The 23,396-nt window shown below is 72.1% G+C and carries 21 protein-coding genes; 4 read left to right on the forward strand and 17 right to left on the reverse strand.

The features are described from left to right. From BGP03_RS16160 to BGP03_RS16190, 7 genes are all read right to left on the reverse strand, one after another. On the reverse strand, positions 1 to 1,398 hold the full coding sequence (locus BGP03_RS16160; protein ID WP_296368626.1) for an OB-fold domain-containing protein: 1,398 nt from the start codon (positions 1,396 to 1,398) through the stop codon (positions 1 to 3). Continuing rightward, a complete protein-coding gene (locus BGP03_RS16165) occupies positions 1,395 to 1,841 on the reverse strand; it encodes a MaoC/PaaZ C-terminal domain-containing protein (RefSeq protein WP_296368625.1) in 447 nt (148 codons plus the stop codon). Before BGP03_RS16165 ends, BGP03_RS16160 begins: the two co-directional genes overlap by 4 nt. Then, entirely contained in the window at positions 1,838 to 2,383 is a 546-nt protein-coding gene (locus tag BGP03_RS16170; protein WP_296368624.1) for a MaoC family dehydratase N-terminal domain-containing protein, read from the reverse strand. The genes BGP03_RS16165 and BGP03_RS16170 overlap by 4 nt, the downstream gene beginning before the upstream one ends. A gap of 71 nt (positions 2,384 to 2,454) precedes the next feature. After that, positions 2,455 to 2,892, reverse strand: coding sequence for a MaoC/PaaZ C-terminal domain-containing protein (locus BGP03_RS16175; protein WP_296368623.1), 438 nt, complete (start codon positions 2,890 to 2,892; stop codon positions 2,455 to 2,457). Between the two features lie 5 nt (positions 2,893 to 2,897). Continuing rightward, entirely contained in the window at positions 2,898 to 3,347 is a 450-nt protein-coding gene (locus tag BGP03_RS16180; RefSeq protein ID WP_296368622.1) for a MaoC family dehydratase N-terminal domain-containing protein, read from the reverse strand. Next, the gene (locus tag BGP03_RS16185) at positions 3,340 to 4,389 is read right to left on the reverse strand and encodes an LLM class flavin-dependent oxidoreductase (RefSeq protein ID WP_296368621.1); all 1,050 of its coding nucleotides are present in this window, start codon (positions 4,387 to 4,389) and stop codon (positions 3,340 to 3,342) included. Before BGP03_RS16185 ends, BGP03_RS16180 begins: the two co-directional genes overlap by 8 nt. Beyond that, positions 4,386 to 5,183: an SDR family NAD(P)-dependent oxidoreductase gene (locus BGP03_RS16190; RefSeq protein ID WP_296368620.1), complete on the reverse strand. Its 798-nt coding sequence runs from the start codon at positions 5,181 to 5,183 to the stop codon at positions 4,386 to 4,388. The genes BGP03_RS16185 and BGP03_RS16190 overlap by 4 nt, the downstream gene beginning before the upstream one ends. A gap of 759 nt (positions 5,184 to 5,942) precedes the next feature. Here BGP03_RS16190 and BGP03_RS16195 point away from each other — a divergent pair. Together BGP03_RS16195 and BGP03_RS16200 are read left to right on the forward strand one after the other, a co-directional pair. Further along, complete coding sequence (locus BGP03_RS16195) at positions 5,943 to 7,406, forward strand: aldehyde dehydrogenase family protein (protein ID WP_296368619.1); 1,464 nt, start codon at positions 5,943 to 5,945, stop codon at positions 7,404 to 7,406. A 114-nt stretch (positions 7,407 to 7,520) separates the two neighbouring features. Beyond that, positions 7,521 to 9,359 (forward strand): AMP-dependent synthetase/ligase, encoded by a 1,839-nt coding sequence (locus BGP03_RS16200; RefSeq protein WP_296368618.1) that lies wholly within the window; start codon positions 7,521 to 7,523, stop codon positions 9,357 to 9,359. Positions 9,360 to 9,387: 28 nt separating this feature from the next. Here the strand turns inward: BGP03_RS16200 and BGP03_RS16205 are convergent, their stop codons facing one another. The 10 genes from BGP03_RS16205 to BGP03_RS16250 all read right to left on the reverse strand — a co-directional run bounded on the left by BGP03_RS16205 (position 9,388) and on the right by BGP03_RS16250 (position 21,474). Further along, positions 9,388 to 10,554 (reverse strand): acyl-CoA dehydrogenase family protein, encoded by a 1,167-nt coding sequence (locus tag BGP03_RS16205; RefSeq protein ID WP_296368617.1) that lies wholly within the window; start codon positions 10,552 to 10,554, stop codon positions 9,388 to 9,390. Positions 10,555 to 10,564: 10 nt separating this feature from the next. After that, a complete protein-coding gene (locus tag BGP03_RS16210) occupies positions 10,565 to 11,329 on the reverse strand; it encodes an SDR family oxidoreductase (protein WP_296368616.1) in 765 nt (254 codons plus the stop codon). Continuing rightward, the gene (locus tag BGP03_RS16215) at positions 11,329 to 12,141 is read right to left on the reverse strand and encodes an enoyl-CoA hydratase-related protein (protein WP_296368615.1); all 813 of its coding nucleotides are present in this window, start codon (positions 12,139 to 12,141) and stop codon (positions 11,329 to 11,331) included. Before BGP03_RS16215 ends, BGP03_RS16210 begins: the two co-directional genes overlap by 1 nt. Further along, positions 12,141 to 13,292, reverse strand: a complete 1,152-nt coding sequence (locus BGP03_RS16220) for an acyl-CoA dehydrogenase family protein (RefSeq protein ID WP_296368614.1) — start codon at positions 13,290 to 13,292, stop codon at positions 12,141 to 12,143. Before BGP03_RS16220 ends, BGP03_RS16215 begins: the two co-directional genes overlap by 1 nt. A gap of 19 nt (positions 13,293 to 13,311) precedes the next feature. Further along, positions 13,312 to 14,451 carry an acyl-CoA dehydrogenase family protein gene (locus BGP03_RS16225; RefSeq protein ID WP_296368612.1) on the reverse strand — a complete coding sequence of 380 codons (1,140 nt, stop codon included), beginning with the start codon at positions 14,449 to 14,451 and terminating at the stop codon, positions 13,312 to 13,314. Next, positions 14,451 to 15,635, reverse strand: coding sequence for an acyl-CoA dehydrogenase family protein (locus tag BGP03_RS16230; RefSeq protein WP_296368610.1), 1,185 nt, complete (start codon positions 15,633 to 15,635; stop codon positions 14,451 to 14,453). The genes BGP03_RS16225 and BGP03_RS16230 overlap by 1 nt, the downstream gene beginning before the upstream one ends. Before the next feature lie 36 nt (positions 15,636 to 15,671). Continuing rightward, on the reverse strand, positions 15,672 to 17,327 hold the full coding sequence (locus tag BGP03_RS16235; protein ID WP_296368608.1) for an AMP-binding protein: 1,656 nt from the start codon (positions 17,325 to 17,327) through the stop codon (positions 15,672 to 15,674). Positions 17,328 to 17,351: 24 nt separating this feature from the next. Further along, positions 17,352 to 18,581 carry an acetyl-CoA hydrolase/transferase C-terminal domain-containing protein gene (locus BGP03_RS16240; protein WP_296368606.1) on the reverse strand — a complete coding sequence of 410 codons (1,230 nt, stop codon included), beginning with the start codon at positions 18,579 to 18,581 and terminating at the stop codon, positions 17,352 to 17,354. A 62-nt stretch (positions 18,582 to 18,643) separates the two neighbouring features. Next, complete coding sequence (locus tag BGP03_RS16245) at positions 18,644 to 20,317, reverse strand: AMP-binding protein (RefSeq protein ID WP_296368605.1); 1,674 nt, start codon at positions 20,315 to 20,317, stop codon at positions 18,644 to 18,646. A gap of 14 nt (positions 20,318 to 20,331) precedes the next feature. Beyond that, positions 20,332 to 21,474 carry an acyl-CoA dehydrogenase family protein gene (locus tag BGP03_RS16250; RefSeq protein ID WP_296368603.1) on the reverse strand — a complete coding sequence of 381 codons (1,143 nt, stop codon included), beginning with the start codon at positions 21,472 to 21,474 and terminating at the stop codon, positions 20,332 to 20,334. A gap of 109 nt (positions 21,475 to 21,583) precedes the next feature. Between BGP03_RS16250 and BGP03_RS16255 the strand changes: the two genes are divergently transcribed. After that, entirely contained in the window at positions 21,584 to 22,471 is an 888-nt protein-coding gene (locus tag BGP03_RS16255) for an alpha/beta hydrolase (protein ID WP_296368601.1), read from the forward strand. Positions 22,472 to 22,508: 37 nt separating this feature from the next. Continuing rightward, on the forward strand, positions 22,509 to 23,312 hold the full coding sequence (locus BGP03_RS16260; protein ID WP_296368599.1) for an enoyl-CoA hydratase-related protein: 804 nt from the start codon (positions 22,509 to 22,511) through the stop codon (positions 23,310 to 23,312). Positions 23,313 to 23,396 lie beyond the last annotated feature (84 nt).

A 23,396-nucleotide genomic window follows, 5' to 3' on the forward strand; every position in this document is an offset into this window, starting at 1 on the left:
CTAGTGCTCCTTCCTGACAGGACGTGCCTTCCAGAAGTAGTTGTGCACGCCACCGGCGGTGTGGAAGCGCCGGAACGTCATCTCCACCCGATCGCCGATCGCGACCGCCCCGGGGTCGACGTCGGCGAGCTGGCAGCCGTAGCGGCCGCCGCCGTCGAAGTCGATGACGACGTCGACGACCGGCGGGGCGAGCGAGAAGGCCAGCTTGTCGATGGTGAACGTGGCCACGGTGGCCCGCTTGGCCGCCAGTGGCACCGGCTCGGCGCGGTCGACCGCGCCGCAGTGCACGCACACCCGCTGCGGGGGCACGTTGACCGTCGAGCACTCCAGGCAGCGCGAGCCCTCGAACGCGTACTTCCACCGCAGCGAGCGTGCCGCGGGAGGGCCGGCCGGCCGCTCCGGGTCGGGGCGGCGCGGCGGCTCGCGGTCCAGGAACCCGCGCCAGGTCAGGAAGTCCGGGTAGGACACGGCACGCGAGGCCGCGAGCTGGTCACGCACCCCGTCGCCGGTGGGGCGGCGGGTGATCGCGTCGGTCACGCGCAGGACCGTGGCGTCGGCCCCGTCGGCGGCGACGACGAGCAGGACGGTGTCACCCGGCGCGGCCCGGTCCAGCACGTCGGCCAGCACCAGGCCGGCGTGCGCGGCACCGGCGAACCCGACCTCGTTCTCCAGCCCGTCGGCGCGCGAGGACTTCGGGAACGCGCCGAGCGCCGCCCGCGCCGCCCTGGCCTGCGGTGAGGACACGATGACGTGGGTCGCTGCCTCGAGCTGCGCGGACTTGAGTGCCCGGGTCACAGCATCGGTGATCAACGGCAGGTAGGCCTGGGCCCCGAAGCGCTCCTCCCAGACCCGGCTGTAGGACTCGCCCGGCACCCTCCAGCGGTCCAGGAACTCCGCGGACACCGAGGCCTGGGCGACGATCTCGGCGAGGACCTGCTCGCCGGTGCCGAACGCGAACGCGACAGCCCCGTCGCCCCCGGCCACCTCGTCCGCCGAGCCGGGACGCCCGGTCCGGATGTCGGACAGCACGGCCATCCCGCCGGTGGCCGCGGCGGCCCGCAGGGCGCCGGACGCGCCGCGGACAGCCGCGCCCAGGTCGGTGGCGAATCCCTCCCGGCTGCCGCCCAGGGCCGCGTGGATCGCGGTGGCGTTGGTCTTGTCGGCGTAGGCGGGCGCGGTGGTGGCGAAGTAGAGCGACCCGGGCGTGGGCGCGCCCCACAGCGCCCGGCGGGCCGCCTCGACGCCCATCGACGTCGAGTCCTCGTCGTAGGCGGCCACGGTGCGGGTGCCCGTGCCGCCGCCCTGGCCGAGGCTCGCTCGGATCGCCGTCCGGTCGAGGCGGTGGAAGGGGACGTAGGCGCCGTAGGAGACGATGCCGCGTCGGTCGTTCGAGCTCATGATCGCACCGGTCCGGTCGGGAGCTGCAGTGTCGCCTCGCTGGGCACGCACGGCCCCTCCTCGCTGGAGACCATCAGCTCCAGGTCGACCAGGCCCGTGCCGTCCACCTCGCGCTTGCCGACGACGCGCCCGGTCAGGGTTGCGGTCTGTCCCGGGTAGATCGACTTGATCATCGAGATCTTGCGGCGGCGCAGCAGTGCGTCCGGGCCGGCCCAGTCACCGAGGCCGCGGTCGACGAAGCCGTGGAAGAACAGCGTCGAGAGGTAGATCGTCTGCTGGCCCTGGCTGCGCGCGTACTCGGGATCGTGGTGGCCGGGGAACCAGTCCCAGGTGGCCGCGGCGTTCATGCAGATCCGCTTGTAGGTGATCGGGATCGAGACCGGGGTGATCTCGTCGCCTACCGCGACGTCGTCGAACCGCAGTCCCGCGGTGGTGGCGGTCATGGCTGCTCCTCGGTCTCGGCACTGGTGTCCCGGGCGGTGATGTCGTACCGGAACAGCACGTTGGTGTTGCGCGCGATGACCTCGCCGTGCTGGTCGCTGTAGGTGGTCAGCGAGGTGATGAACACCCCGGTGCCGATCCGGGTCGTCTTCTCCGGAGAGACCGAGACGATCTCCTCGACGATCGACACGTGGTCGCCGACCCGCGGCCTGCGCTCCAGTTCGGTGGTGGTCGAGGCGTTGATGATGTGGTGGCCGGGCAGGGGCACGTTGAGCGCGAACAGCGAGTCGTCGCGGTGCAGGTGCTCGGGGGTCCACTGCGGGTTGAAGCCCAGCGTCATCAGCAGGCCGGGTGGGCACTCGTCGCCCTCCCAGTACCGCGGGTTGGCGTCCTCCACGAGCGAGCAGTAGTAGAGGACCATCGAGCGGTCGATCGGGAACCAGGCCTGCTTGGGCTCGGAGGTGCGGCCGGCCCAGGCCCGGCCCTCCTCGAGCGTCCCGAAGGCCATCCCGAGACCGGTGATGTCGGTGGTCGCAGTGCTCACGATCGTCCTTTCCCATCGGTGGTGTGGTCCGGCAGCGGCATGCGCGAGCGGCGCATCGCCATCCGGCTCGCCTACGCCACCCGGACGACGGCGGTGGCCGTGATGGCCGGGTCGCCGGTCTGCCGGGTCACGGCCAGGGTGAGGTCGGCGAGCCGCTCCCCGTCCTGCTCGCGGACGCCGGTGACGGACCCGGTGAAGCTCAGCACGTCGCCGGGCCAGACCTGGCCGGTGAAGCGGATCCGGAAGGCCCGGATGTGGGCCAGGCCCACCCACGCCGCCAGCCGCTGCCCGAGCAGGCCTCCGTGCAGCAGCCCCATGCCGAACACCCCGGGCATCCCCGCCGAGCGGGCGAACTCCTCGTCGTGGTGGATCGGGTTGAAGTCCCCGCCCGCGCCGGCGTACCGGACGATGTGCGAGCGGGTCAGTGGCCCGAACTCCGAGGCCGGCATCTCGTCACCCTCGGTGAGGGCCACGGGCGAGGTGGGCATGGTGGGGGTCGTCGTGGTCACTGCGGTCACCCTCCGGTCTCGACGAGCACGTCGGTCTGGCGGACGACGAGCTCGCCGCGCTGGTTGGTGAAGTCGGTCTCGATGGAGACCATGGTCATCATCCCGCCGCGCCTGCCCTCGCGCGTGGTCACATCGGCCACCCGGCGGGACGCGGTGAGCTCGTCGCCCACCACCACGGGGCCGTGGTACTCCCAACCGCACTCGCCGTGCAGCACTCGGCGCAGGTCCAGCCCGAGCGTGGCGACCATGTTGTCCTCCTCCCGCCAGTGGGCCGAGGACACGACGAACGTCGGGGGCACCGGAATGTCGGTGAAGCCCGCGGTACGGGCCGCCTCGACGTCGGTGTACACCGGATCGAGGTCGCCCAGCGAGCGGGCGAACTCCCGGACCTTGGACCGTTCCACCGGGAACGTCATGGTCCCGAGATCCCTACCGGTGAGGGAGTCGTCAGCCACGGTCGCCACCTTCCCGGCCGGAAGCGACCGCGGACGGCGCGCACTCCCGGATGAAGCTGTCGAGGTTCTCCTGGACGCGTTCTGCGGGGAGCCCGATGGATGGTGAGTAGAGCATGATGTGATCGAGAATCCCCTCGTAGCGCTTCAGCCCGGTGCGCACCTGCTCCGCGGTACCGGCCACGGCCATCGTGTCGATCATGTCGTCGGTGACCGCGGCGAACATTGCGGGCAGGTCGCGCCGCCCGAACGCCTCGCGGATGGCAGCCCCCTCCTTCGCGAAGCCGCTGACGTCGAGGACCGTGTCGTAGGACTTGACCGAGGAGTAGAAGGCGATCTGCTGGGCGGCCTCGCGCCGGGCCACCTCGGGGTCGTCGTGGATCGCGCAGATCACCATCGAGATGACCTCGACGTCGCCCGGGTCGCGCTCCGCGTGCGCGGCGCCCCTGGCGATCGCCGGACGGACGACCTCCTCGATATAGGTGGTGGTGAACAGCGGGTGCCCGGCGAGGCCGTCGGCCACCCGGCCGGCCACCTCGCACATCCGTGGCCGGACACCTGCGGTGACGATCGGGACAGCGCGCTGCGGCGGCTCGAGCTCGGCGGTCGGCACCAGGTTCATGTGGTAGAAGCGGCCCTCGTGGCGCACGGGGCCCTCGTGCAGGTTCCAGATCCGGCGGATCAGCCCGACGAGCTCCTCCATGCGCAGCGCGGGCGCGGAGGTGTCGGCAACGCTGTGCCAGTCGCTCATCATCCGCTTCGTGCCGTTGCCCAGGCCGAGCACGACCCGGCCGTCGGAGAGCTCATCGAGGTCGCGGGCCTCGGTGGCCAGCACCAACGGGCTGCGCCCGATGCCGTACAGGATCGACGAGCCGAGCCGGCAGTGCTGCGTGCGGCCCGCCATCGCCGCCATCGAGATCGACCCGGAACGGGAGTAGAACTCCGAGGTCCAGGCCGCGTCGAAGCCTGCCCGGTCCGCCGCCTCGGCGGTGTTGACGAGTGTCCTGAGGTCGGCGCCGAGCACCGACACGCCGTAGGTGCTCATGCCTTGTAGTACATGCCGCCGGAGATGGTGTGCACCTCGCCGGTGATGTACCGCGACTCGTCGGAGGCCAGGAACAGCGAGAGTGCCGCCACCTCCTCGGGCTGGCCGGCGCGGCCCAGCGCGGCGGGCTCGACGAGCTTCTGCAGCTCGCCGGGTGGGTAGATCCGTTCCAGGAAGGGGTTCCAGATCAGGCCGGGCGCGATGGCGTTGACCCGGACGCCCTTGGGGCCGAGCTCGGCGGCCGCCGCCCGCGTGAGGCCCATGACGCCGGCCTTCGCCGCGCAATAGGCCGCCTCGCCCATCGTCGACCCGATGTACCCGGCCACCGAGGCCATGTTCACGATCGAGCCGGAGCCCTGCGCCATCATCGCCGGCAGCACCGCGCGCATCGTGCGGAACGCGGCCTTCAGGCAGATGTCCTGGACGAAGTCCCAGGTCTCGTCGTCCATCTCCCATATCGGTGCCAGCTTGTTGATGCCGACGTTGTTGTGCAGCACGTCGATGCGGCCCCACCGGTCGGTGGCGGCACTCACCATCGCGGCGATGTGCTCGGGCTCGCGGACGTCGACGGTCATCCCGATCGTCTCGACGCCGTGGGCGTCCTCGATGTCCTTGGCCAGCTGCGTGGGCCGGGAGGCGTGGGCGTCGGTCACAACGACCTTCGCACCCTCGGCCGCGTATCGGCGGGCGACGGCCTGGCCGATGCCGGCACCAGCCGCGCCGGTGACGATGGCGACCTTGCCGTCGAGCCGTCCGGTACCCGTGATCTCCAGTGGGGCGGGCATTGCGGTCATCAATGTGTCCCTTCGCCGGGGCGTGTGGTCGGGTCAGACGGGCAGGAGTCGGTCCGGCCCGGCGTGAACTCGGCCGTATCCACGATCGCCGTCGGCGGACGCTCACGAGCGCGTCCGTCGAACGGCCAGCATGTTAACCGCCGTTACCGTACAACGGGGGATCGCCGGGGTCACTCCCCGATGAAAGCAGCGCGGCGTTCTGCCGGCCCGCGGCCCCGCGGGTGCGCAGCCCTCCGCGGACGACGGACGCCGCTGCCGTCACTGCGACCCGCGGCGCCCACGGTTCGGCGAGTTGTGCGCTCCTCGCGGGCATAGGCCGAGAGCGGGGCGCGATCGGTGACAGCGAACTCCGGCATGTTCCTCGATCACCGCTGTAGCACCGCGAACGGCTCGGCGTGGAGCCGCCGCAGCGCAGCAACCGATCGATCGTGGCGTCGGCGTCACGAACGCCGGCAATCGGGGTCCCCGTTCGATGAGCGTTAACAGTAGTTAACCATCGGGGCCGGTGGAGGGCCGCTGGGTCGGGTCGGCGAGCGGGCGGGCCGACCGACCGACCGACCGACGGAGCCGGCCGGCCGGTGTCCCGAATCGGGGCATCCGCGTGCCGTGGCCGCGGGCTACGGTCGATCCTGGCGGTGGAAGCACCCTTCCGGAGGAACGCATGGGAGCAACCGGACGGCCGACGCGGGCTTCGCCGACGTCGTGTCCCACCGCTGCGCCGAACGGCTCCGCTCTCGAGCAGACCCAGGGAGGCCCCGCATGACCCAGGTCGCCGACACCCCGGCACCCGCGCTGCTCGTCAACAGGATGGTGGTCGGCGGCGAGCTGCTCGACGCTCGCAGTGGCGAGACCTTCGCCGTGCACAACCCGGCCGACGGGTCGGTCATCACGCGGCTGCCCGCCGCCGGCGCCGCCGACGTGGACCATGCCGTCCGGGTCGCGCGCGAGGCGCAGCGGGCCTGGGCGAAGCGGTCGGTCGCCACCCGGGCCGGGCTGCTCCGGCGGTGGGCGGACCTCTGCCAGGAGCGGGTGGAGGACCTCGCGAAGATCGAGAGCCTGGATGTCGGCAAGCCCATCGCCACGGCCCGCGCCGTGGACGGGTCGATGCTCATGGAGAACATGCGCTACTACGCCGGGATGCCCGACAAGCTGGAGGGCCGCACCATCCCGGTCTCCGGCCGGTTCGTGACGATGGTGCTGCGCGAGCCGATCGGTGTCGTCGCCGGCATCACGCCGTGGAACTTCGCGCTGGTGGGTGCGGCCGGCAAGGCGGTCTCCGCTCTCGCGGCCGGCAACGCCATCGTGATCAAGCCGTCGCCGCTGGCCTCGCTGTCGGCGCTGGCGCTGGCCACGGTCGCGCTGGAGGCCGGGATCCCGCCGGGCCTGGTGAACGTCGTGACCGACGCGGCGTCCGCGGCCGGCGAGGCTCTGGTGCGCCATCCCGGGATCGGCCACGTGTCCTTCACCGGGTCGGACGCGGTCGGCCGCAAGGTGGCGGCCACCGCGGGTGGCGAGCTCAAGACCTGCACGATGGAGCTGGGCGGCAAGTCGCCGCTGGTGGTGTTCGACGACGCGGACATCAAGAGCGCCGCCAAGGCCGCGTTCCTGGGGATCTTCCTCAACGCGGGGGAGATGTGCACCGCGAGCTCGCGGCTGCTGGTGCACCGCTCCGTGCACGACGAGCTGCTCGACGCGGTGACCGCGACGGCCAGCGGGCTGACGATCGGCGACCCGGCGGACGAGTCCACCGTGCTCGGTCCGGTGATCTCGGCCGCCCACCGGGACCGGGTCGAGGGCTACGTCCAAGTCGGCCGGGACGAGGGCGCCGCGCTCGTGACCGGTGGGACCCGGCCGGACCTGCCGGGCTTCTACGTCACGCCGACGGTGTTCGACAACGTCGAGCCGACCGCGCGAATCGCCCGCGAGGAGATCTTCGGGCCGGTCCTCTCGGTGATGCCGTTCGCCGACGAGGACGAGGCGCTGCGCATCGCGAACGACGCCACCTACGGGTTGGGATCGGGCATCTTCACCAGCCGGGTCGATCGCGCACTGCGCTTCGCCACCAGGATCGAGGCGGGCAACGTCTGGATCAACGCCTACAACCTCCTGCACCCGGCCGTGCCGTTCGGCGGCTACAAGGACTCCGGGTTCGGCCGCGAGGGTGGCTTCTCGGGGATGAGCCACTTCACCCGTGAGAAGTCCGTCTGGTTCGCCACGGGCTGAGTGCCGCCCGCCCCGGTCCGTTGAGGCGATCGGCCGATGCCCCGGGCCGGCGATGCCCACTACCCTCGATCAGCGCGTGACCGACATCATCCGTGACCTCGGAGGAGAGCGAACGTGACCGCGACCGTCGACACCCCCGGATACCTGTCCCTCGCCCCCTTGTGTGGCGGTCCGCTGCCGCTGGACGGTGCGCGCACCCTGCCGGAGGTCTTCGCCCGCACCGTCGCCCGCTTCGCCGACGACGTCGCGCTGCGCACCCTCGGCGAGACGCGGGTGTTGACCTGGAACCAGTACCGCGGCCGCGTCGCGGACGTCGCCGGCGGGCTCACCGGCCTCGGGGTACGCCGCGGGGACAGCGTCGGGCTGATGCTGGCCAACCGGCCCGAGTTCTTCGTGGTCGACACCGCCGCCCAGCACCTGGGCGCCACCCCGTTCTCGGTGTACAACACCTCGTCCGCCGAGCAGGTCGCGTACCTGTTCTCCGACGCGGCGAACCGGGTCGTCGTCACCGAGCGGCAGTTCCTCCCGATCGTCCGTGCAGCACTGGCCATTGGTGGTTCCGTCGACCACATCGTCGTGATCGACGGCGCGGGTGAGGACGGCACGCTCACCCTCGACGGGCTCGTCGCGGCCGCTCCGGCGGGGTTCGACCTGGCCGAGGCCAGCGCGGTCGTCCAGCCGGCTGACGTCGCGACGCTGATCTACACGTCCGGCACGACCGGGCCGCCCAAGGGCGTGGAGCTGACCCACGCCAACCTGATCGCGCAGTGGAACATGCTGGTGCGCACCTGGCCGATCAAGCCCGGTGGTCGGGTCGTGTCCTACCTGCCCGCCGCGCACATCGCGGACCGCACGATCGGCATCTACCTGGCCAACAACCTCGGATACACGGTGACCTGCTGCCCGGACGCGTCCCGGCTGGGTGCGGCGCTCGTCGAGTGCCGGCCCACGATCTTCCTCGCGGTACCGCGAGTGTGGGAGAAGCTCAAGACAGCGGTCGAGGCGCAGGTCGCCGCCGCCCCGGCGGAGTTCCGGGCCGCGTTCGACGACGCGGTCGAGGCCAACCTCGCGCGGGTGCGGGCCGAGCAGGCCGGTACCGAGGTCGACGCGGCGACCGCGCGCCGGGCGAGCGCGGGGGAGGAGGCGGTGTTGGCCCCGCTGCGCGCCAAGCTCGGCCTCGACGCGGCCGAGGTGAGGCTGGTCGGAGCTGCCCCGACGCCGATGCCGGTGCACGAGTTCTTCGCCGCGCTGGGGCTGATGATGGCCGAGGTGTGGGGGATGTCGGAGCTCTCGCCGATCGCGACGTGGAACCCGCCCGGCCGGATCAAGCTGGGCACCTGCGGCACCGCGCTGCCCGGCGTCGAGGTGCGGCTGGCCGAGGACGGGGAGGTGCTGGTCCGGGGCCCGATCGTGATGCGGGGCTACCGCAACCAGCCGGAGCGCACTGCGGAGGCCGTCGACGAGCAGGGCTACATGCACACCGGCGACGTCGGGCGGATCGACGCCGACGGCTACCTCACGATCATCGACCGCAAGAAGGAACTGATCATCAACAGCGGCGGCAAGAACATGTCGCCCGCCAACATCGAGGCCGAGCTCAAGTCCGGCAGCGCGTTGATCGGCCAGGCCGTCTGCTTCGGCGACGCCCGGCCGTACAACGTCGCCATCTTGGTGCTCGACGCCGAGGCGGTCCCCGCGTTCGCCGCCGAACACGGCCTGGACGGGTCGAACCTGGCGTCGTTCTCGGAGGACCCGGCAGTGCTCGCCGAGGTGGGCGCCGGTGTCGCCCGAGCCAACGCCAAGCTGTCCCGGATCGAGCAGATCAAGCGGTGGAAGCTGCTCGCGGACGAGTGGCTGCCGGCCGGTGACGAGCTGACCCCGACGAGCAAACTGCGCCGCAAGCCGATCGCGGCCAAGTACGCCGCGGACATCGAGGCGCTCTACGCCGGATGACCGATTAGCGTCTGCCCGATCAGTGGGCTCAGTAGGACCTCGGCAGGCCGAGGACGTGCTCGCTGACGTAGTTGAGCACCATCTCCTGGGAGATCGGCGCGATCCGCATCAGGCGCGCCTCGCGGAAGTAGCGCTCGACGTGGTACTCGACGGCGTAGCCGAACCCGCCGTGGGTCTGCACCGCGCGGTCGGCGGCGAAGAACGCGGCGTCGGCGGCGAGGTACTTGGCCGAGTTGGCCTCGCGCGCGCACGGCCGTCCGCGGTCGTAGAGCCAGGCCGCCTTGCGGGCGACCAGCTCGGCGGCGTCGAGCCGCATGGTGGCCTCGGCCAGCGGGAACGCGATGCCCTGGTTCTGCCCGATCGGGCGGTCGAACACGACCCGCTGGTTGGCGTAGGTCACCGCGCGGTCCACCGCGACGCGCCCAATGCCGATCGACTCGTGGGCCAGCAGGATGCGCTCGGGGTTGAGCCCGTCGAGCAGGTAGCGGAAGCCCTTGCCCTCCTCGCCGATCCGGCACGACGCGGGCACCCGCAGCCCGTCGATGAACAGCTCGTTGGAGTTGACCGCGTTGCGGCCCATCTTGGGGATCTCGCGGACCTCGATCGCGGAGCGGTCCATCGGCGCCATGAACAGCGTCATCCCGTCGGTGCGCTTCGCGCATTCCTCCAGCGGGGTGGTCCGGGTGAGCAGCAGCAGGTACTCGGCCTGCTGGGCCTTGGTGATCCACACCTTGCGGCCGTCGACGACGTAGCCGTCACCGTCACGCCGCGCGCGGGTGGTGATCCTGGACGTGTCCGTGCCGGCGTCGGGTTCGGTCACACCGAACGAGACGTGCAGGTCGCCGGAGACGACGCGGGGGAGCAGCTCGTGGCGCAGCTCGGCGGAGCCGTGCTTGACCAGCGGGTTCATCCCGAAGATCGTCAGGTGGATCGCGCTGCACCCGTTCATGGCGGCACCCGAGGAGGCGACCTCCTGCAGCAGCAGCGCGGCCTCGGTGATGCCCAGTCCCGCGCCGCCGTACTCCTCCGGGATCGCCACGCCGAGCCAGCCACCCTCGGCGAGTGCCTGGTAGAACTCGGTCGGGAAGCGGTGAGCGGAGTCGCAGGCCGACCAGTACTCGTCGTCGAACCGGGCGATCAGCCCGCGGACGCCCTTGCGCAGGTCGTCGTGGTCCTGGTCGAGATCGAAGTCCATCACGGTCCCCTCAGTCGGCCATCGTGTAGCCGCCGCTGACCGACAGGATCTGCCCGGTCACCCAGGAGCTCATGTCGGAGCAGAGGAACAGGATGGCGTTGGCCTGGTCGGCGGGTTCGCCGAGGCGGCGGATCGGGTAGGCCGCGAGCAGCTTCTCCTCACCGCCCCACTTGTCGATCACGGGCTGGGCGCCGGGTGTCTTGGTGGTGCCGGGCGAGACGGCGTTGCAGCGGATACCGTAGCGGGCTGCCTCCTTGGCGAAGCCCTTGGTGAACCCGATCACCCCGGCCTTGGCGGCGCCGTAGGCGACCATGAACGGCTCGCCGACCCGGCCGCTGTCGGAGATCAGGTTGACGACGCGGCCATCGCCCTGCTCGCGCATGACGTCGTAGGCGGCGCGGGTCATCACCATGGCCCCGATCAAGCTGACGCCGATGTCGTGCTCGTAGTCGGCCAGCGTGAGGTCCTTGAACAGCTTGATCGTCCATGCGGCGGCGTTGTTGACGAGGATGTCGAGGCGGCCGAGGTGGGCGAGCGTGTCGGCGACGGCGGCCGCTGCGGCCGCGGGGTCGCGCACGTCCACCCGCAGTGCGACCGCCGTGCCGCCCGCAGCGGTGATCAGCTCGACGGTGCCCTGCGCGGCGGCCGTGTCGCGGTCGGCGACGCCGACGGCCGCACCGCTTCTGGCCAGCAGCCGCGAGGTCTCCCGGCCGATGCCGCTGCCGCCTCCGGTGACCATCGCCACGCGGCCGGTCAGGTCGATCTGCACGGTCATCATGTCTCCTGGGGGGTGTCGCCGCGGACGGCGGAGAAGTCGGGTGGACGCTTCTCGACGAACGACGCGCGTCCCTCGGCCGCGTCGGGCCCGGTGATGTCGAGCGTTGCGCTGAGCCACTCGACCTCGAGGAACCGCTCCAGCGGCAGGTCGAGTGCGGCGCGGACCATCCCCTTGGTCAGCCGCAGCGCCTCGGCCGGCCCGGCGGCCATCGTCATGGCCATCGCGACGGCGTCGGCCAGCGCCGCGCCCGGCTCGCTCAGTCGCGCGACGAGGCCGGCCTCGTCGGCTTCCGGCGCGGCCATCCGGCCGCCCGACAGCAGCAGCGCCGCGGCCCGCTGCCGGCCGAGCGCCCTGGTCAGGAACCAGGCCGCGCCGCCGTCGGGCACCAGCCCGCGCAGCACGAATGGCGCGCCGAACACGGCGTCGCGGGCCGCGACGACCACGTCACACGCCAGCGCGAGGCTCCAGCCGATCCCCATCGCCGGACCCTCGACGGCCGCGAGCACCGGTTTGGGCACCGCGAGGAGGTCCTGCAGCACCCGCTGGGCGACGAGCAGCCGGGCGGCCGGGGCCCCGAGGCCGGTGCCGCGCGACGGGGAGGACTTGACGTCCCCGCCCGCGCAGAACGCGCCTCCCGCGCCGGTCAGCACCACGGCGCGGCAGCCGTCGTCGCGGGCCGCATCGACGATCGCCGGGCCTAGTTCCTCCCACGTCTGCCAGTTCGCGGCGTTGCGTACCGCGGGCCGGTTGAGCGTCAGCACGGTGACGCCGGGCTGCGGCCGGTCGACCAGCACCACGTCCTCGCCCATCAACCTGCCCTCCGCGCCGCCCCGACGGGTGCGGCGACCCGCACTCCGGTGGGGCCGGTGGCGAGCAGGCGCAGGTGTGCGGCGACCGCGGCACGGGCCGCGGCCAGGTCGGCCCCGCCCCGGCCGGCGATGGCGGCCCGGTACCACCGGTGCACGCCCTGCTCCCAGGTGAAGCCCGTCCCGCCGTGGCACTGCACTGCGGCCTCGGCGGCCGCGAGGTAGGCGGCCGAGGACCAGAGCCTGCTGGCGATCACGTCGGCAGCGGCGCTCGGGATGGCGGCCGCGAGGTCCCACGCCGCGCGGTAGGCGAGCGAGCGCCCGCCCTCGACCGTGGCCGTCACGTCGGCCAGTCGGTGCCGGACAGCCTGGAACGACCCGACCGGCCGGCCGAACTGGACCCGCCCGGTGCAGTACTCGACGCTCCGGGCGATCACCTCGGTGCCGCCGCCGACGGCCTCGGCGTCGAGGAACAGGCTGTGCCCGGCCGCGCTGGAGTCCTCGCGGTCCACCAGGTCCGTCGCGGTGTGCACCGCGGCGGCCTCGGCGTCGTCGAACGTCACGTCGGCCACCGGACGGCGCAGGTCAACGCCCGATGGCGCGCCAACCGCGACGCCGTCGCGCTCGGTCTCGACGAGGGCGAGGGCGGGCAGTCCGTCCAGTTCGACGGCGACGACGACGGCGTGGGCGTCGGCGGCGCACGGCACCCGCTCGAGCCGGCCTGTCACGCGCACCGCGCCGTCGCGCACGGCCGGGAGGCGCTCGGCCCGACGACGGGGGACGCCGTCCCGGCCGGGAGTGTCGAGGCCGGGCACGAGCGCTGTGACCAGCGACCCGTCGCGCAGCCGGTCGAGGCCCGCTGTCCAGCCGGTCGCAGCGGCTAGCGGCAGCAGGTATCCCGCCACGACGTCGACGGGCCCGGTGACCGGCACCGCGCCGAACGCCTCCGCCACGTGTAGCGCCGACACGCGCTCGGCGGGGTCGCCGGTGCCGGTGGTGTAGTGCTCCAGCCACTCCGAGCCGACCAGCTCCAGCCAGGCGGCGAGCCGCTCGTCGGGGCCCGGCTCCGCGCCGGGGTCGGGCATCCGCTCGCGCAGGAACGTCAGCAGCGCCGCGCGCAGCGCCGCCACCTCGTCGTCGATCCGGTAGTCCATCCCGTCTGCTCCGATCCGGTCAGCCGCGGTCGCTCGGCAGGCCGAGCGACTTCGCGATCAGGTTGCGCTGGATCTCCGACGTCCCGCCGTAGATGGTCTCGGCCCGGCTGAACAGCAGCGCGCGCAGCCAGTCGGCCCACCCGTCGCCGGCGGCGGTGACCTCCGGACCGGCGATCTCGACCAGGGTGGCGAGCTGGGCCTGATGTCCCTCGCTCCACAGCACCTTGGCCACCGGCGCGAGCATCCCGGGCTCGGCACCTTCGGCGATCGTGGCCAGTACCCGGCGCACCGTGCTGTCCACCGCCCGGCTGCGCACGAACGCGCCCACCAGCGCGGCGCCGTCGTGCCCGCCGGCGTGCAGCCGCGCGTTCATCAGCTCCAGCTCGCGGGAGAGCTGCAGCGCCCGTTGGGCCAGGCCGGTGGATCGCTCCCTGGCCAGTGCGTAGGTGGCCACCCGCCAGCCGTCGCCGATCTCGCCGACGATGTCGTCGGCGTCGACCGTGACGTCGTCGAGGAAGACCTCGCAGAACTCGCTGCTGCCGGTGAGGTTGCGCAGCGGCCGGACGGTGACCCCCGGGCGGTCCATGTGCAGGACGACCATCGTCACCCCGTCCGGGACCCCGGTGACGCGCACCATCAGGTAACAGCGCTGCGCGAACAGGGCGTAGGAGGTCCATACCTTCTGCCCGGACACCACGAACCCGTCCCCGTCGGGGATCGCACGGGTGGTCAGCCCGCCCAGATCGGACCCGGCACCGGGCTCGGAGAAGCCCTGGCACCAGATGTCGTCGTGGGCGAGCATCGGGCCGAGATAACGGGCCCGCTGATCGTCGGTGCCGAAGGCCATCAGAGCCGGGGCGAAGATGCTCATCCCGTTGGTGTTCATCGGCTCCGGTGCGCCGGCCGCGACCAGCACGTCGAGGAAAGCGAGCTGCGCATCCACGCCGAGCCCGCGACCACCGCAAGCGGCAGGCCAGTGCGGGGCCAGCCAACCTCCCTCGTGCAGCATCGTGCCCCAGTCGCGGCGCATCGCGACGTACGCGGCGTCGTCGCCGATGCCGACGGGCACGTCGCGCCATCCGACGGGCAGCGTCGCGGCCACCCAGTCGCGCAGCTCGTCGCGGTAGTCCAGCGCCGCCCCCGAGAGTGACAGGTCCATCAGGACCTCCGCTGGCTGACGCGCACGCCGGTGACCTCGCCCGCGACCATGTTGCGCAGGATGCCGGTCGTCCCCCCGCCGATGCCCAGGCCGAACGCGTCACGCACGTAACGCTCCATCGGGTACCGGGTCAGGTAGCCCTTGTGGCCGAGCAGCTGCAGCGCCTCGGAGGTGACCATGACCGCCGCCTCGTTCGCGGCGAGCTTGGCCATGGCGGTCTCCCGGATGCCGGGGAAACCCTCGACGTCGGTCCGGGCCGCGCGCCACAGCAGCAGCCGCGCGCCGTCGATGGCGGTGGCCATGTCGGCGATCTTCCACTGCGGTCCCTGGAACTCCACGATCGCGCGGCCGAACTGCTGGCGTTCCTTGACGTAGGCGACCGCGTCCTCCAGCGCTGCGCGGGCCAGCCCGACGGCCATCGCGGCGTTGCCGCAGCGCTCCGGGTTGAACTGGCGCACGAGGAACCGGGCGCCGTCGCGGGAGCCCTTGCGCGGCATCAGCACCACCTGGTCGGCCCGCACCGGGACGTCGGTGAAGCGCATGATCCCCTCGGCGATGGCGCGCCCGCCCATCTTCTCCTCGGTCTCGATCGGGGCCATGCCCTCGACGTCGCGGTCGATGAGCACCGCCCCGATGCCGTCTGGACCGGTGGTGTCGGGGGCGCGGCAGAAGACCAGGAAGGCGTCCGAGCGCAGCGCCCCGGTGATGTGGCACTTCTCCCCGTTGAGCAGGAAGCCGTCGCCGTGCGGGCTCAGCGTGGTCTGCAGCGCGGTGCCGTCGGAGCCGGCCTGCGGCTCGGTCATGGCGATGGAGAAACACACCGACCCGTCGGCGACCCGCGGCAGGTACTCCTCGCGCTGCTGGTCGGTGCCGATCCGGGCGATCACCCGCGGCGGCCCGTTGACCTGCATCTGGATGGTCATCGCGCTGGCCAGGCAGCCGGCCGCGAGCTCCTCGAGCACCAGGCAGGCCTCGAACGTGCCCAGGCCCCGGCCGCCGTACTCGACGGGCACGGTGAGCGCGGTCAGGCCGGCCTTGCGCAGCAGCTGGAACTGTTCCTCGGGGAACTCCGCGCGACGGTCCCACTCCGCCGCGCGGGGCCGCAGCTCCTCCTGGGCGATCCTGCGGGCGAGGGCGACGAGTTCGGTCTGGGCGTCGGTCAGCTGGTCGAGCGGGGTGGTCATGCGGGTCCTTCCGTGACGGGTGGACGGGGCGGGCGGTCAGGCCGACCGGGCCTGGAGCTCCTCGACGGCGGTCTCCCGCACCCGCGCCTTGTCGATCTTGCCGCCCGCGTTCGTCGGCAGGGCGTCGACGAGGACGAGCTCCTCGGGCAGCTTGACCACCGCCACCTCGCGGTCGCGCAAGAACGCGCAGAGCCCGGCGAGGTCGGGCGGCGCCCCCGCGACCGGGACGACGACGGCGCAGGCGCGCTCACCGAGGCGGTCGTCGGGTATCCCCACGACCGCCACGTCGGCGACGCCCGGGTGCTGGGACACGAGGTGCTCGATCTCGGCCGGAAAGATGTTGGTGCCCCCGCGCAGGATCATGTCCTTGATCCGCCCGACGATCCGCAGGTTGCCATCGTCGTCGAACCGGCCGACGTCCCCGGAATGGAACCAGCGTTCCGCATCGAAGGCGGCCGCGTCGTAGGCAGGCTGGTTCAGGTAGCCGTAGGACTTGCCGGCCCGCCAGCAGACCTCGCCCGCCTCGCCGGAGAGGAGGACGGCGCCGTCGGCGCCGACGAGCTTCACCTCGACCCCCGCGCAGACCGAGCCGACGGTGGTGCGGCGCACCTGCTCCTCGTCGTCCACCGACGTCATCACCGGGACGCCGCCGTCAGTGGAGCCGTAGATGCTCTGCACGCGGCAGCCCATCCGCTCCTCCAGCTCCCGAGCGGTACTCGGGGGCAGCGGTGCCCCGGCGTTGTTGAACCGGGTGAAGCGGGACAGATCGGCGGCCTCGAGGCCGAGCGGGAGCAACATCACCATCTGGGTCGGGATCGCGGTGGCGTACGTGGCGCCCTCCGCGACGATGAGGTCGAGCGCGGCCTGGGGTGACCACCGTTCCAGGATCGCCGCGGTCGCGCCCAGCAGCAGGGGTGTCAGGACCGGGAAGATGTAGCCGGTGGAACCGGTGCCCGCCGGGGCCAGGCCCGCGGCGACGTCGTCGGCGGTCAGCCGCAGCCGGGGAACGACGTTGTGCAGCAGCAGGGCCTTGAGGTCGTTGCCACCCCAGACCGCGGCCTTCGGTGTGCCCGTGGTGCCCGACGACGACATGACCAGCACCGGCGCCTCGGCGGAGGCCCGCAGCCCGGCGACCTCGTCGACGGCCTGCCGGGTGGTGACCGCCGCGGCCAGCGCCTCGATCGCGTCGGCGTTCCCGCTGCGCGCCGGGATCACCGCCCGCAGCGTCGGCTGCTCGTCGCGGATCGACCCGGCGAGGCCGAGGAAGTCGAAGTCGTCGTCGATCCCGCCGGCTCCCGGCACCACGAGCACCGGGGCCCCGACGGCGGCCAGCAGCGGCCGCAGCTCCGCGCCGCGCCACGCGGTGCTCAGCGGCATGAACAGCGCGCCGATCCGCACGCACGCGAGGTGCAGCGCGGGGAGCAGCGTGCAGCCGGGGAGCTGGACGGCCACCGGGTCACCCGGCTCGACCCCGAGGCCGTGCAGGACTGTGGCGAGCCGCAGGGACAGCTCGCCCAGCTCGCCGTAGCTCACCCTGCTCCGGGCGTCGATGACGGCGAGCTTGTCCGGATCCGTCCGTGCGTGCTCGTCGACGATGTCGGCGAGGGTGCGCTCATCCCACAGGCCGAGTTCGTACATCCGCGAGACGCCCTCGTCGTCGCGGAGTGGGAGCGGACGCTGCGTCCTCGCCATGCCTGCCTCCGATCATCATAAGGATTATGACGTAACTCGCACGTCGGGGCAACGCGGGCGAGCCGGCACGTCGAGCCGGTCGCGGTGGGCCGGATCGGCGACGGAACGCAGTGCCCGCGCCCGCTGTCCCGAGCCGAGCCCCCGCAGGTCGACGGCGCCGTGCTCGGTGACGACCCATCCCACGTCGGCTGCCGCTGTGGTGACCGGTCCACCGAGCCGATCCACGATGCGCGACTCACCGCGCGAGGTCACCGACGGCAGCGCCACGATCCCGATCCCGCCCGCCGATGCGGCTGCGCCTCGCAGGAAGTCGACCTGGCCCCCGACGGCTCCGAGGTACCGGCCCGCGACCGACTCGGCACCGACCTGCCCGTCGAGGTCGACCTGCAGCCCCTGGTTCACGGCGACGAAGCGGGGGAGCGCTCCGGTGATCCCGGCCGGATGGACGAGGTCGACCGGCCGCATCTCGACCCTCGGGTTGCGGTCGAGGTAGCGGTAGAGGCGTTGCGTCCCCAGTGCCGTGCCGGTGACGACCACGGGTCCGGCCCCGTCGTCGGCCAACACCCCGCGTTCGTCGAGGTCGACCAGCCAGTCGCCGACCAGCCCGCTGTGCACGCGCAACCCGCGGCGCCCGTGCAGCGCGGACGCCACGGCGGTCGCGAGGCCGCCGATCCCCAGCTGCAGTGTCGCCCCGTCCGGGACGAGGGCGGCGATGTGCGCGGCGATCCTGGCCTCGACGTCACCGCCCCGGCGGTCGGGCACGCAGGTCGGCCCGCAGTCGGCGGCCACGACGGCGGCGAACGCGGACCCGTGGACCCGCCCCGGCCCCGCGGTCACCGGTACCCGTGGGTCGACCTCGGCCAGCACCACCCGGGCGGCCGCCAGCGCGCCGAACAAGTAGTCGACGCTCACCCCGAGGCTGTGGTAGCCGTCCGCGTCCGCCGGGGAGACCTGGCAGAGGACGACGTCCACGGGCTGGCGGCCGGCACGGATGAGGCCGGGGAGCGCGGACATGTGGCAGCGCACCACCTCGACCGGGTGGCCCGCGAGAACCCCGAGCGCCCCGTAGGAGCGCAGCGCGACATCGGGCGCGGATGCGAGCCGATCGTCGCAGGTCAACCCCACGAACGCGGTGACCCCGCCGAGCCCGCTGGCCTGGCGCAGGAGTGCCCCGATGAGGGCCCGGGGCTCGGCGCCCGCCTGTCCCCACAGCACCGTGTCGCCGGCGCGGACGAACGGGCGCAGGTCGATCACGCCGGCAGCGGACCGCGCGCCGTCGCCCGTTGCGCCGGTCGGCGCCGGGTGACGGCGCGGACTCATCGCTGCGGGCGCAGCTGCCGGGCGCGGTCCCGAAGGGAGTAGCGCATGAACTTGCCGGTGCTGGTCATCGGGAACGACTCGACCAGCTCCACGGCCTCGGGCCACTTCGTGCGGCTGAGCCCCTTCTCGCCGAGGAAGGTGGTGAGGTCGCTCAGCGCGACGTCGTCCCCGGGGGTCGCCGGCACGACGAAGACGGCCGCCCGCTGGCCGAGCCGCTCGTCGGGCATCGCCACGACGGCGGCCTGGCCGACCCGGGGATGTTCGTAGAGCAGCTCCTCGATCTCCCTGGGGTCGATCTTGTAGCCGCCCCGGTTGATCAGGTCGTCGCGCCGCGACACGAAGTAGCCGTACCCGTCGGTGTCGAACCGGACGATGTCGGCCGAGCGGAACCAGCCCTCTGGGGTGAACATCCTGGCGGTGGTCTCCGGCTGGCCGTAGTAGCCGACCACGAAGTTGGCCCCGCGGGACCAGAGCTCGCCCTCCCCCGGGAGGGCGACGTCGTTGCCCTCGTCGTCCACCAGGCGCATCTCGATGCCGTCGATCACCGACCCGATGCTCCGGCTGGTGATCGAGATCGGGTCGCCGGGCCGGGTCATGTGGGTGACGCCGGCCTCGGTGTAGCCGTAGAACGCGGAGATCTCGGCCCCGAGCTGGGTGTGCAGCGCGTTGAGGGTCTCGGCCGGGCACGGGGCGCCCGCGTAGCAGATGCCGCGCAAGCTCCGCACGTCGCGCGCTCCGAGGCCGGGGACGCGGGACAGGTCGATCAGCATCGGCGCCGCGCCGAGCAGGTACGTGGGCCGGTCCCGCTCCAGCAGCTCGACGCATCGGGCCACGTCCCAGCCGGTGAGCAGCGTGAACGCCGCTCCGCGGTGCAGGGCCGAGAGCACCCCCAGGCCCAGCCCGGTCAGGTGCGCGATCGGTGTGACGATGATCCAGTGTGCGTCGCGGGGGAACCTCTGCCCGTGCTCGAAGCTCTGGATCCAGAACAGGTTGTTGGCGTGGGTGTGCAGCTCCGCCTTCGGTCGCCCGGTGGTTCCCGAGGTGAACATGATGAAGAACGGGTCGGCTCCGGTGGGACGCAACGCGTCGAGGTCGTGCACCGGCTGCTCCGCGGCGATCATGGCCTCGAAGGACAGTAGGTCCTGGCCACCCTCCCCACCGGCCACGATGACGTGCTCCAGCACGTCGACCCGCTCGCGCATCGTCCGGGCCAGCGGCACGAACTCACGGCCCTTGAACGACGCGGGAACCACCAGGGCGCGCGCGCCGGTCAGGTTCAGCACGTAGTCCAGGTCGTGCTCGTCGTAGACGACGTGCAGGAAGACCGGCACGATCCTGGCCCTGGCGCAGGCCATCAGGGTCAGGCAGAACTCGCTGGAGTTGGGCAGCTGCATCGCGAGCCGGTCACCGGGCTCGAGCCCCAGGCTCAGCAGCGAGTTCGCCAGCTGCCGGGTGCGCTGCTCGTACTCGCCGTAGCTGGTGCGCCTGCCGTCCTCGTCGATGATCGCGAGGGCGTTGGGACGCTCGGCCGCGTGCCGCTCGAGATCGTGCACGAAGCTCTGTTCGGTCCAAGCCCCGTCGTCGACGTAGCGCTGGAGCGTCTCGCGGGTGACCCACGTGTCGGTGCGGGCGGCCAGTTCGTCGAGCCGCTCGTTGAGCGTGTCGGACATGCGTTCCTCGTCAATCAGTCGTTGAGGCCGAGCTGGCCGGCGATGATGTTCTTCTGGATCTGCGACGTCCCGCCGAAGATCGTCATAACGAGGCTGTCGCGCACGTAGGACTGCATGTCGCTCTCCATGCTGTAGCCCATGCCGCCCATGAACTGCATGCCCTGCAGTGCGGCCTCCTTAGCCGTCTCGGTGGCGAAGAGCTTCGCCATCGACGCCTCCGCGGGCGCTGGATCGCCCTCGTCGAGAAGCTCGGCGACATGGCGGACCAGCAACCGGGCGGCCAGCAGCTTGGTGGCGGTCTCGGCCAGCCCGTGCTGGAGGGCCTGGAAGCGACCGATCGGCTGCCCGAACTGGTGCCGGTCCTTCACGTAGCGCAGCACGTCGTCGAACGCGCGCTGGCCGACCCCGACCGCTTCGGCCCCGATGATCATCCGCTCGCTGTTGAGGCCCTGCACCAAGGCCTGCCAGCCGTTGTCGATCCCGCCGACGATGTCGGCGTCGGTGGCCGGTACGTCGGCGTAGCGGGTGATGGTGGTGTCGATGTGGCCGAGCATGTCCAGCTTCGTGACGTCGACGGCATCCATCGGCACGAGGAACAGCGAGATGCCCCGGTGCTTGGCCGCGTCCGGGTTGGTGCGCGTGACGACCAATACCCAGCGCGCGTGGTTGGCGTTGCTCGTGTAGATCTTCTCGCCGTTGATCCGCCAGCCGTCGCCGTCGCGGCGGGCGTGGGTGCGCACGGCGGCCGCGTCGGACCCGGTGTCCGGCTCGGTGATCGCGATCGACAGCACCGCCCCTTGCGCCACGGCGGGGAGCACGCGACGCTTCTGCTCCTCGGTGCCGAACCTGATCAGGGCCTGCGCGGTGATCACCGTGGTCAGGTAGCCGGTGACCGGCAGCCGATGGTAGGACAACCGCTCGGTGAGCAGCGCGACGTCGGACAGCCGGCCTCCCGAGCCGCCGTACTCCTCGGGGATGGTCAGGCCCAGCCAGCCGGTGGCCGCCAGCTTCCGATAGAGGGCGTCGTCGTGGGCGATGGTGCCGTTCGCGGTGACGTCCCGAAGCCGGTGCGGCGGGCACTCCCGCTCGCAGAACGCATCCACCGCCTTGACGAAGTCGGCCTGTTCCGGGGTGAGTCGCTCCCGTAGCGCCGCCATGGCAAACCTCACTGTTTTCCTGATAAGGATCAGCCGGTACGTTAGCGGCTCGCGGCGACTGCGTCACTAGGCGCTGCCCGTCGCGCACGACCTCGTCGAGGAGGACCGGATGAGCACTGTCGAAGACGCCCACACCTCGGAGCTGGTGTCCCGGGACGGCACCCGGGTGGTGGTCTACCGGTGGGATCCGGTCGGCGCTGCGCGCGGCATCGTGCAGATCGCGCACGGAATGGGGGAGCACGCGCGGCGCTACGCCGAGACCGCGGCGGCGCTGAACGCGGCCGGCTTCGTGGTCTACGCCAACGACCACCGTGGCCACGGCGCCACCGCGGGCGACTCGTCGCGCTTCGGGGTGTTCGGGGAGGACGGGTGGAACCGCCTGGTCGGGGACATCGGGGCGCTGGTGGAGACGGTCCATGACGCCCACCCCGGGCTGCCTGTCGTGCTGCTCGGGCACAGCATGGGGTCGCTGGCCACCCAGCAGTACCTGCTCGACCATAGCGGGAGCATCGATGCTGCCGTCCTCTCCGGCAGCACCGCACTCGACCAGCTCGCCGCGGCGATCGACCTGGACCAGCCCCTCGAGCTCGCCGGGTTCAACGCGGCCTTCGAGCCGGCCCGCACCGAGTCCGACTGGCTCAGCCGTGACGAGGCGATCGTGGACGCCTACGTAGCCGATCCCGCCTGCGGATTCGGCACCGACGTCCCGTCGTCGAAGCTGATGTTCGGCGCGGGCACCGAGCTGGCCGATCCGCAGCGGCTCGCGGGGATCCGCGCGGACCTGCCGCTCTACGTCGTCGCCGGTGACCAGGACCCGATCAACGCTGGGCTTGCGCTGCTCAACCTGCTCGTCGAGCGTTACCGTGCGGCCGGGCTGACCGACGTCACCGTAGCCACCTACGAGGGCGCCAGGCACGAGATCCTCAACGAGACCAACCGTGCCGAGGTGGTCGCCGACCTGGTGGCGTGGCTCGACCGGGTGCTCAGCGCACGCTGAGCCGCGACCGCGACCCGAGCACAAGGAGGACAGTGAGATGACCGTGACCGATACCGAACTCCAGCACGTCCGGATCGAGGTCGACCGCGGCGTCGGCCTGCTGACCGTGGACCGACCGCCGGCGAACGCACTGGACCTCGAGCTCGTCCAGGAGATCTCGCTGGCGGCGGCGCGGACAGCGGCCCGAGACGACGTGGGCGCTCTTGTGATAACCGGTGCCGGGCCGCGGTTCGTCGCGGGCGCCGACATCAAGATGATGAACACGCTCGACGCGGACGAGATGCCGCGGTTCATCAGCGGCATCCAGCGGGCGATGGACGACCTCGAGGCCATCCCGCTGCCGACCATCGCCGCTGTCAACGGCCACGCGATGGGTGGTGGCATGGAGCTGGCGCTGGCCTGCGACCTGCGGATGCTCGCCGAGGGGGCACGGATCGGACTGCCCGAGGTGAAGCTGGGCCTGCTCCCCGGGGCGGGGGGCACGCAACGGCTCGTGGAGGTCGTGGGCAAGGGCAGGGCCCTGGACCTGCTCTATACCGGACGCCAGCTCGGGGCCGCGGAGGCGCTGTCGCTGGGCCTGGTCAACAGTGTGCACCCGGTCGACCGGCTCCTGGCCGAGGCCGTGGAGTTCGCCGCCGGCCTTGCGGCGGGGGCCCGCCCGGCGCTGCAAGAGCTCAAGGCGTGCGTGCTGGCCCATCTCGACGGCGGCCGGCGAGCGGGGATGCGCGCCGAGGCATCCGGAATCGACCGGCTCTTCGGCACCGCCGACGCCAGGGAAGGGATCGCGGCGTTCGTCGAGAAGCGGCCGCCGCGTTTCGGGCAGGGGACGGGCCGGGACTGAGGGGTCGCGCTCGGCGCGGGCGAGTCCCCGACCATCGGGTGGGATATCGGACCCTCGTCGGTTGTCGACCGCCTGGTAGCCTCG

This window comes from Pseudonocardia sp. 73-21 (assembly GCF_001899645.1).
Lineage (GTDB): Bacteria > Actinomycetota > Actinomycetes > Mycobacteriales > Pseudonocardiaceae > Pseudonocardia.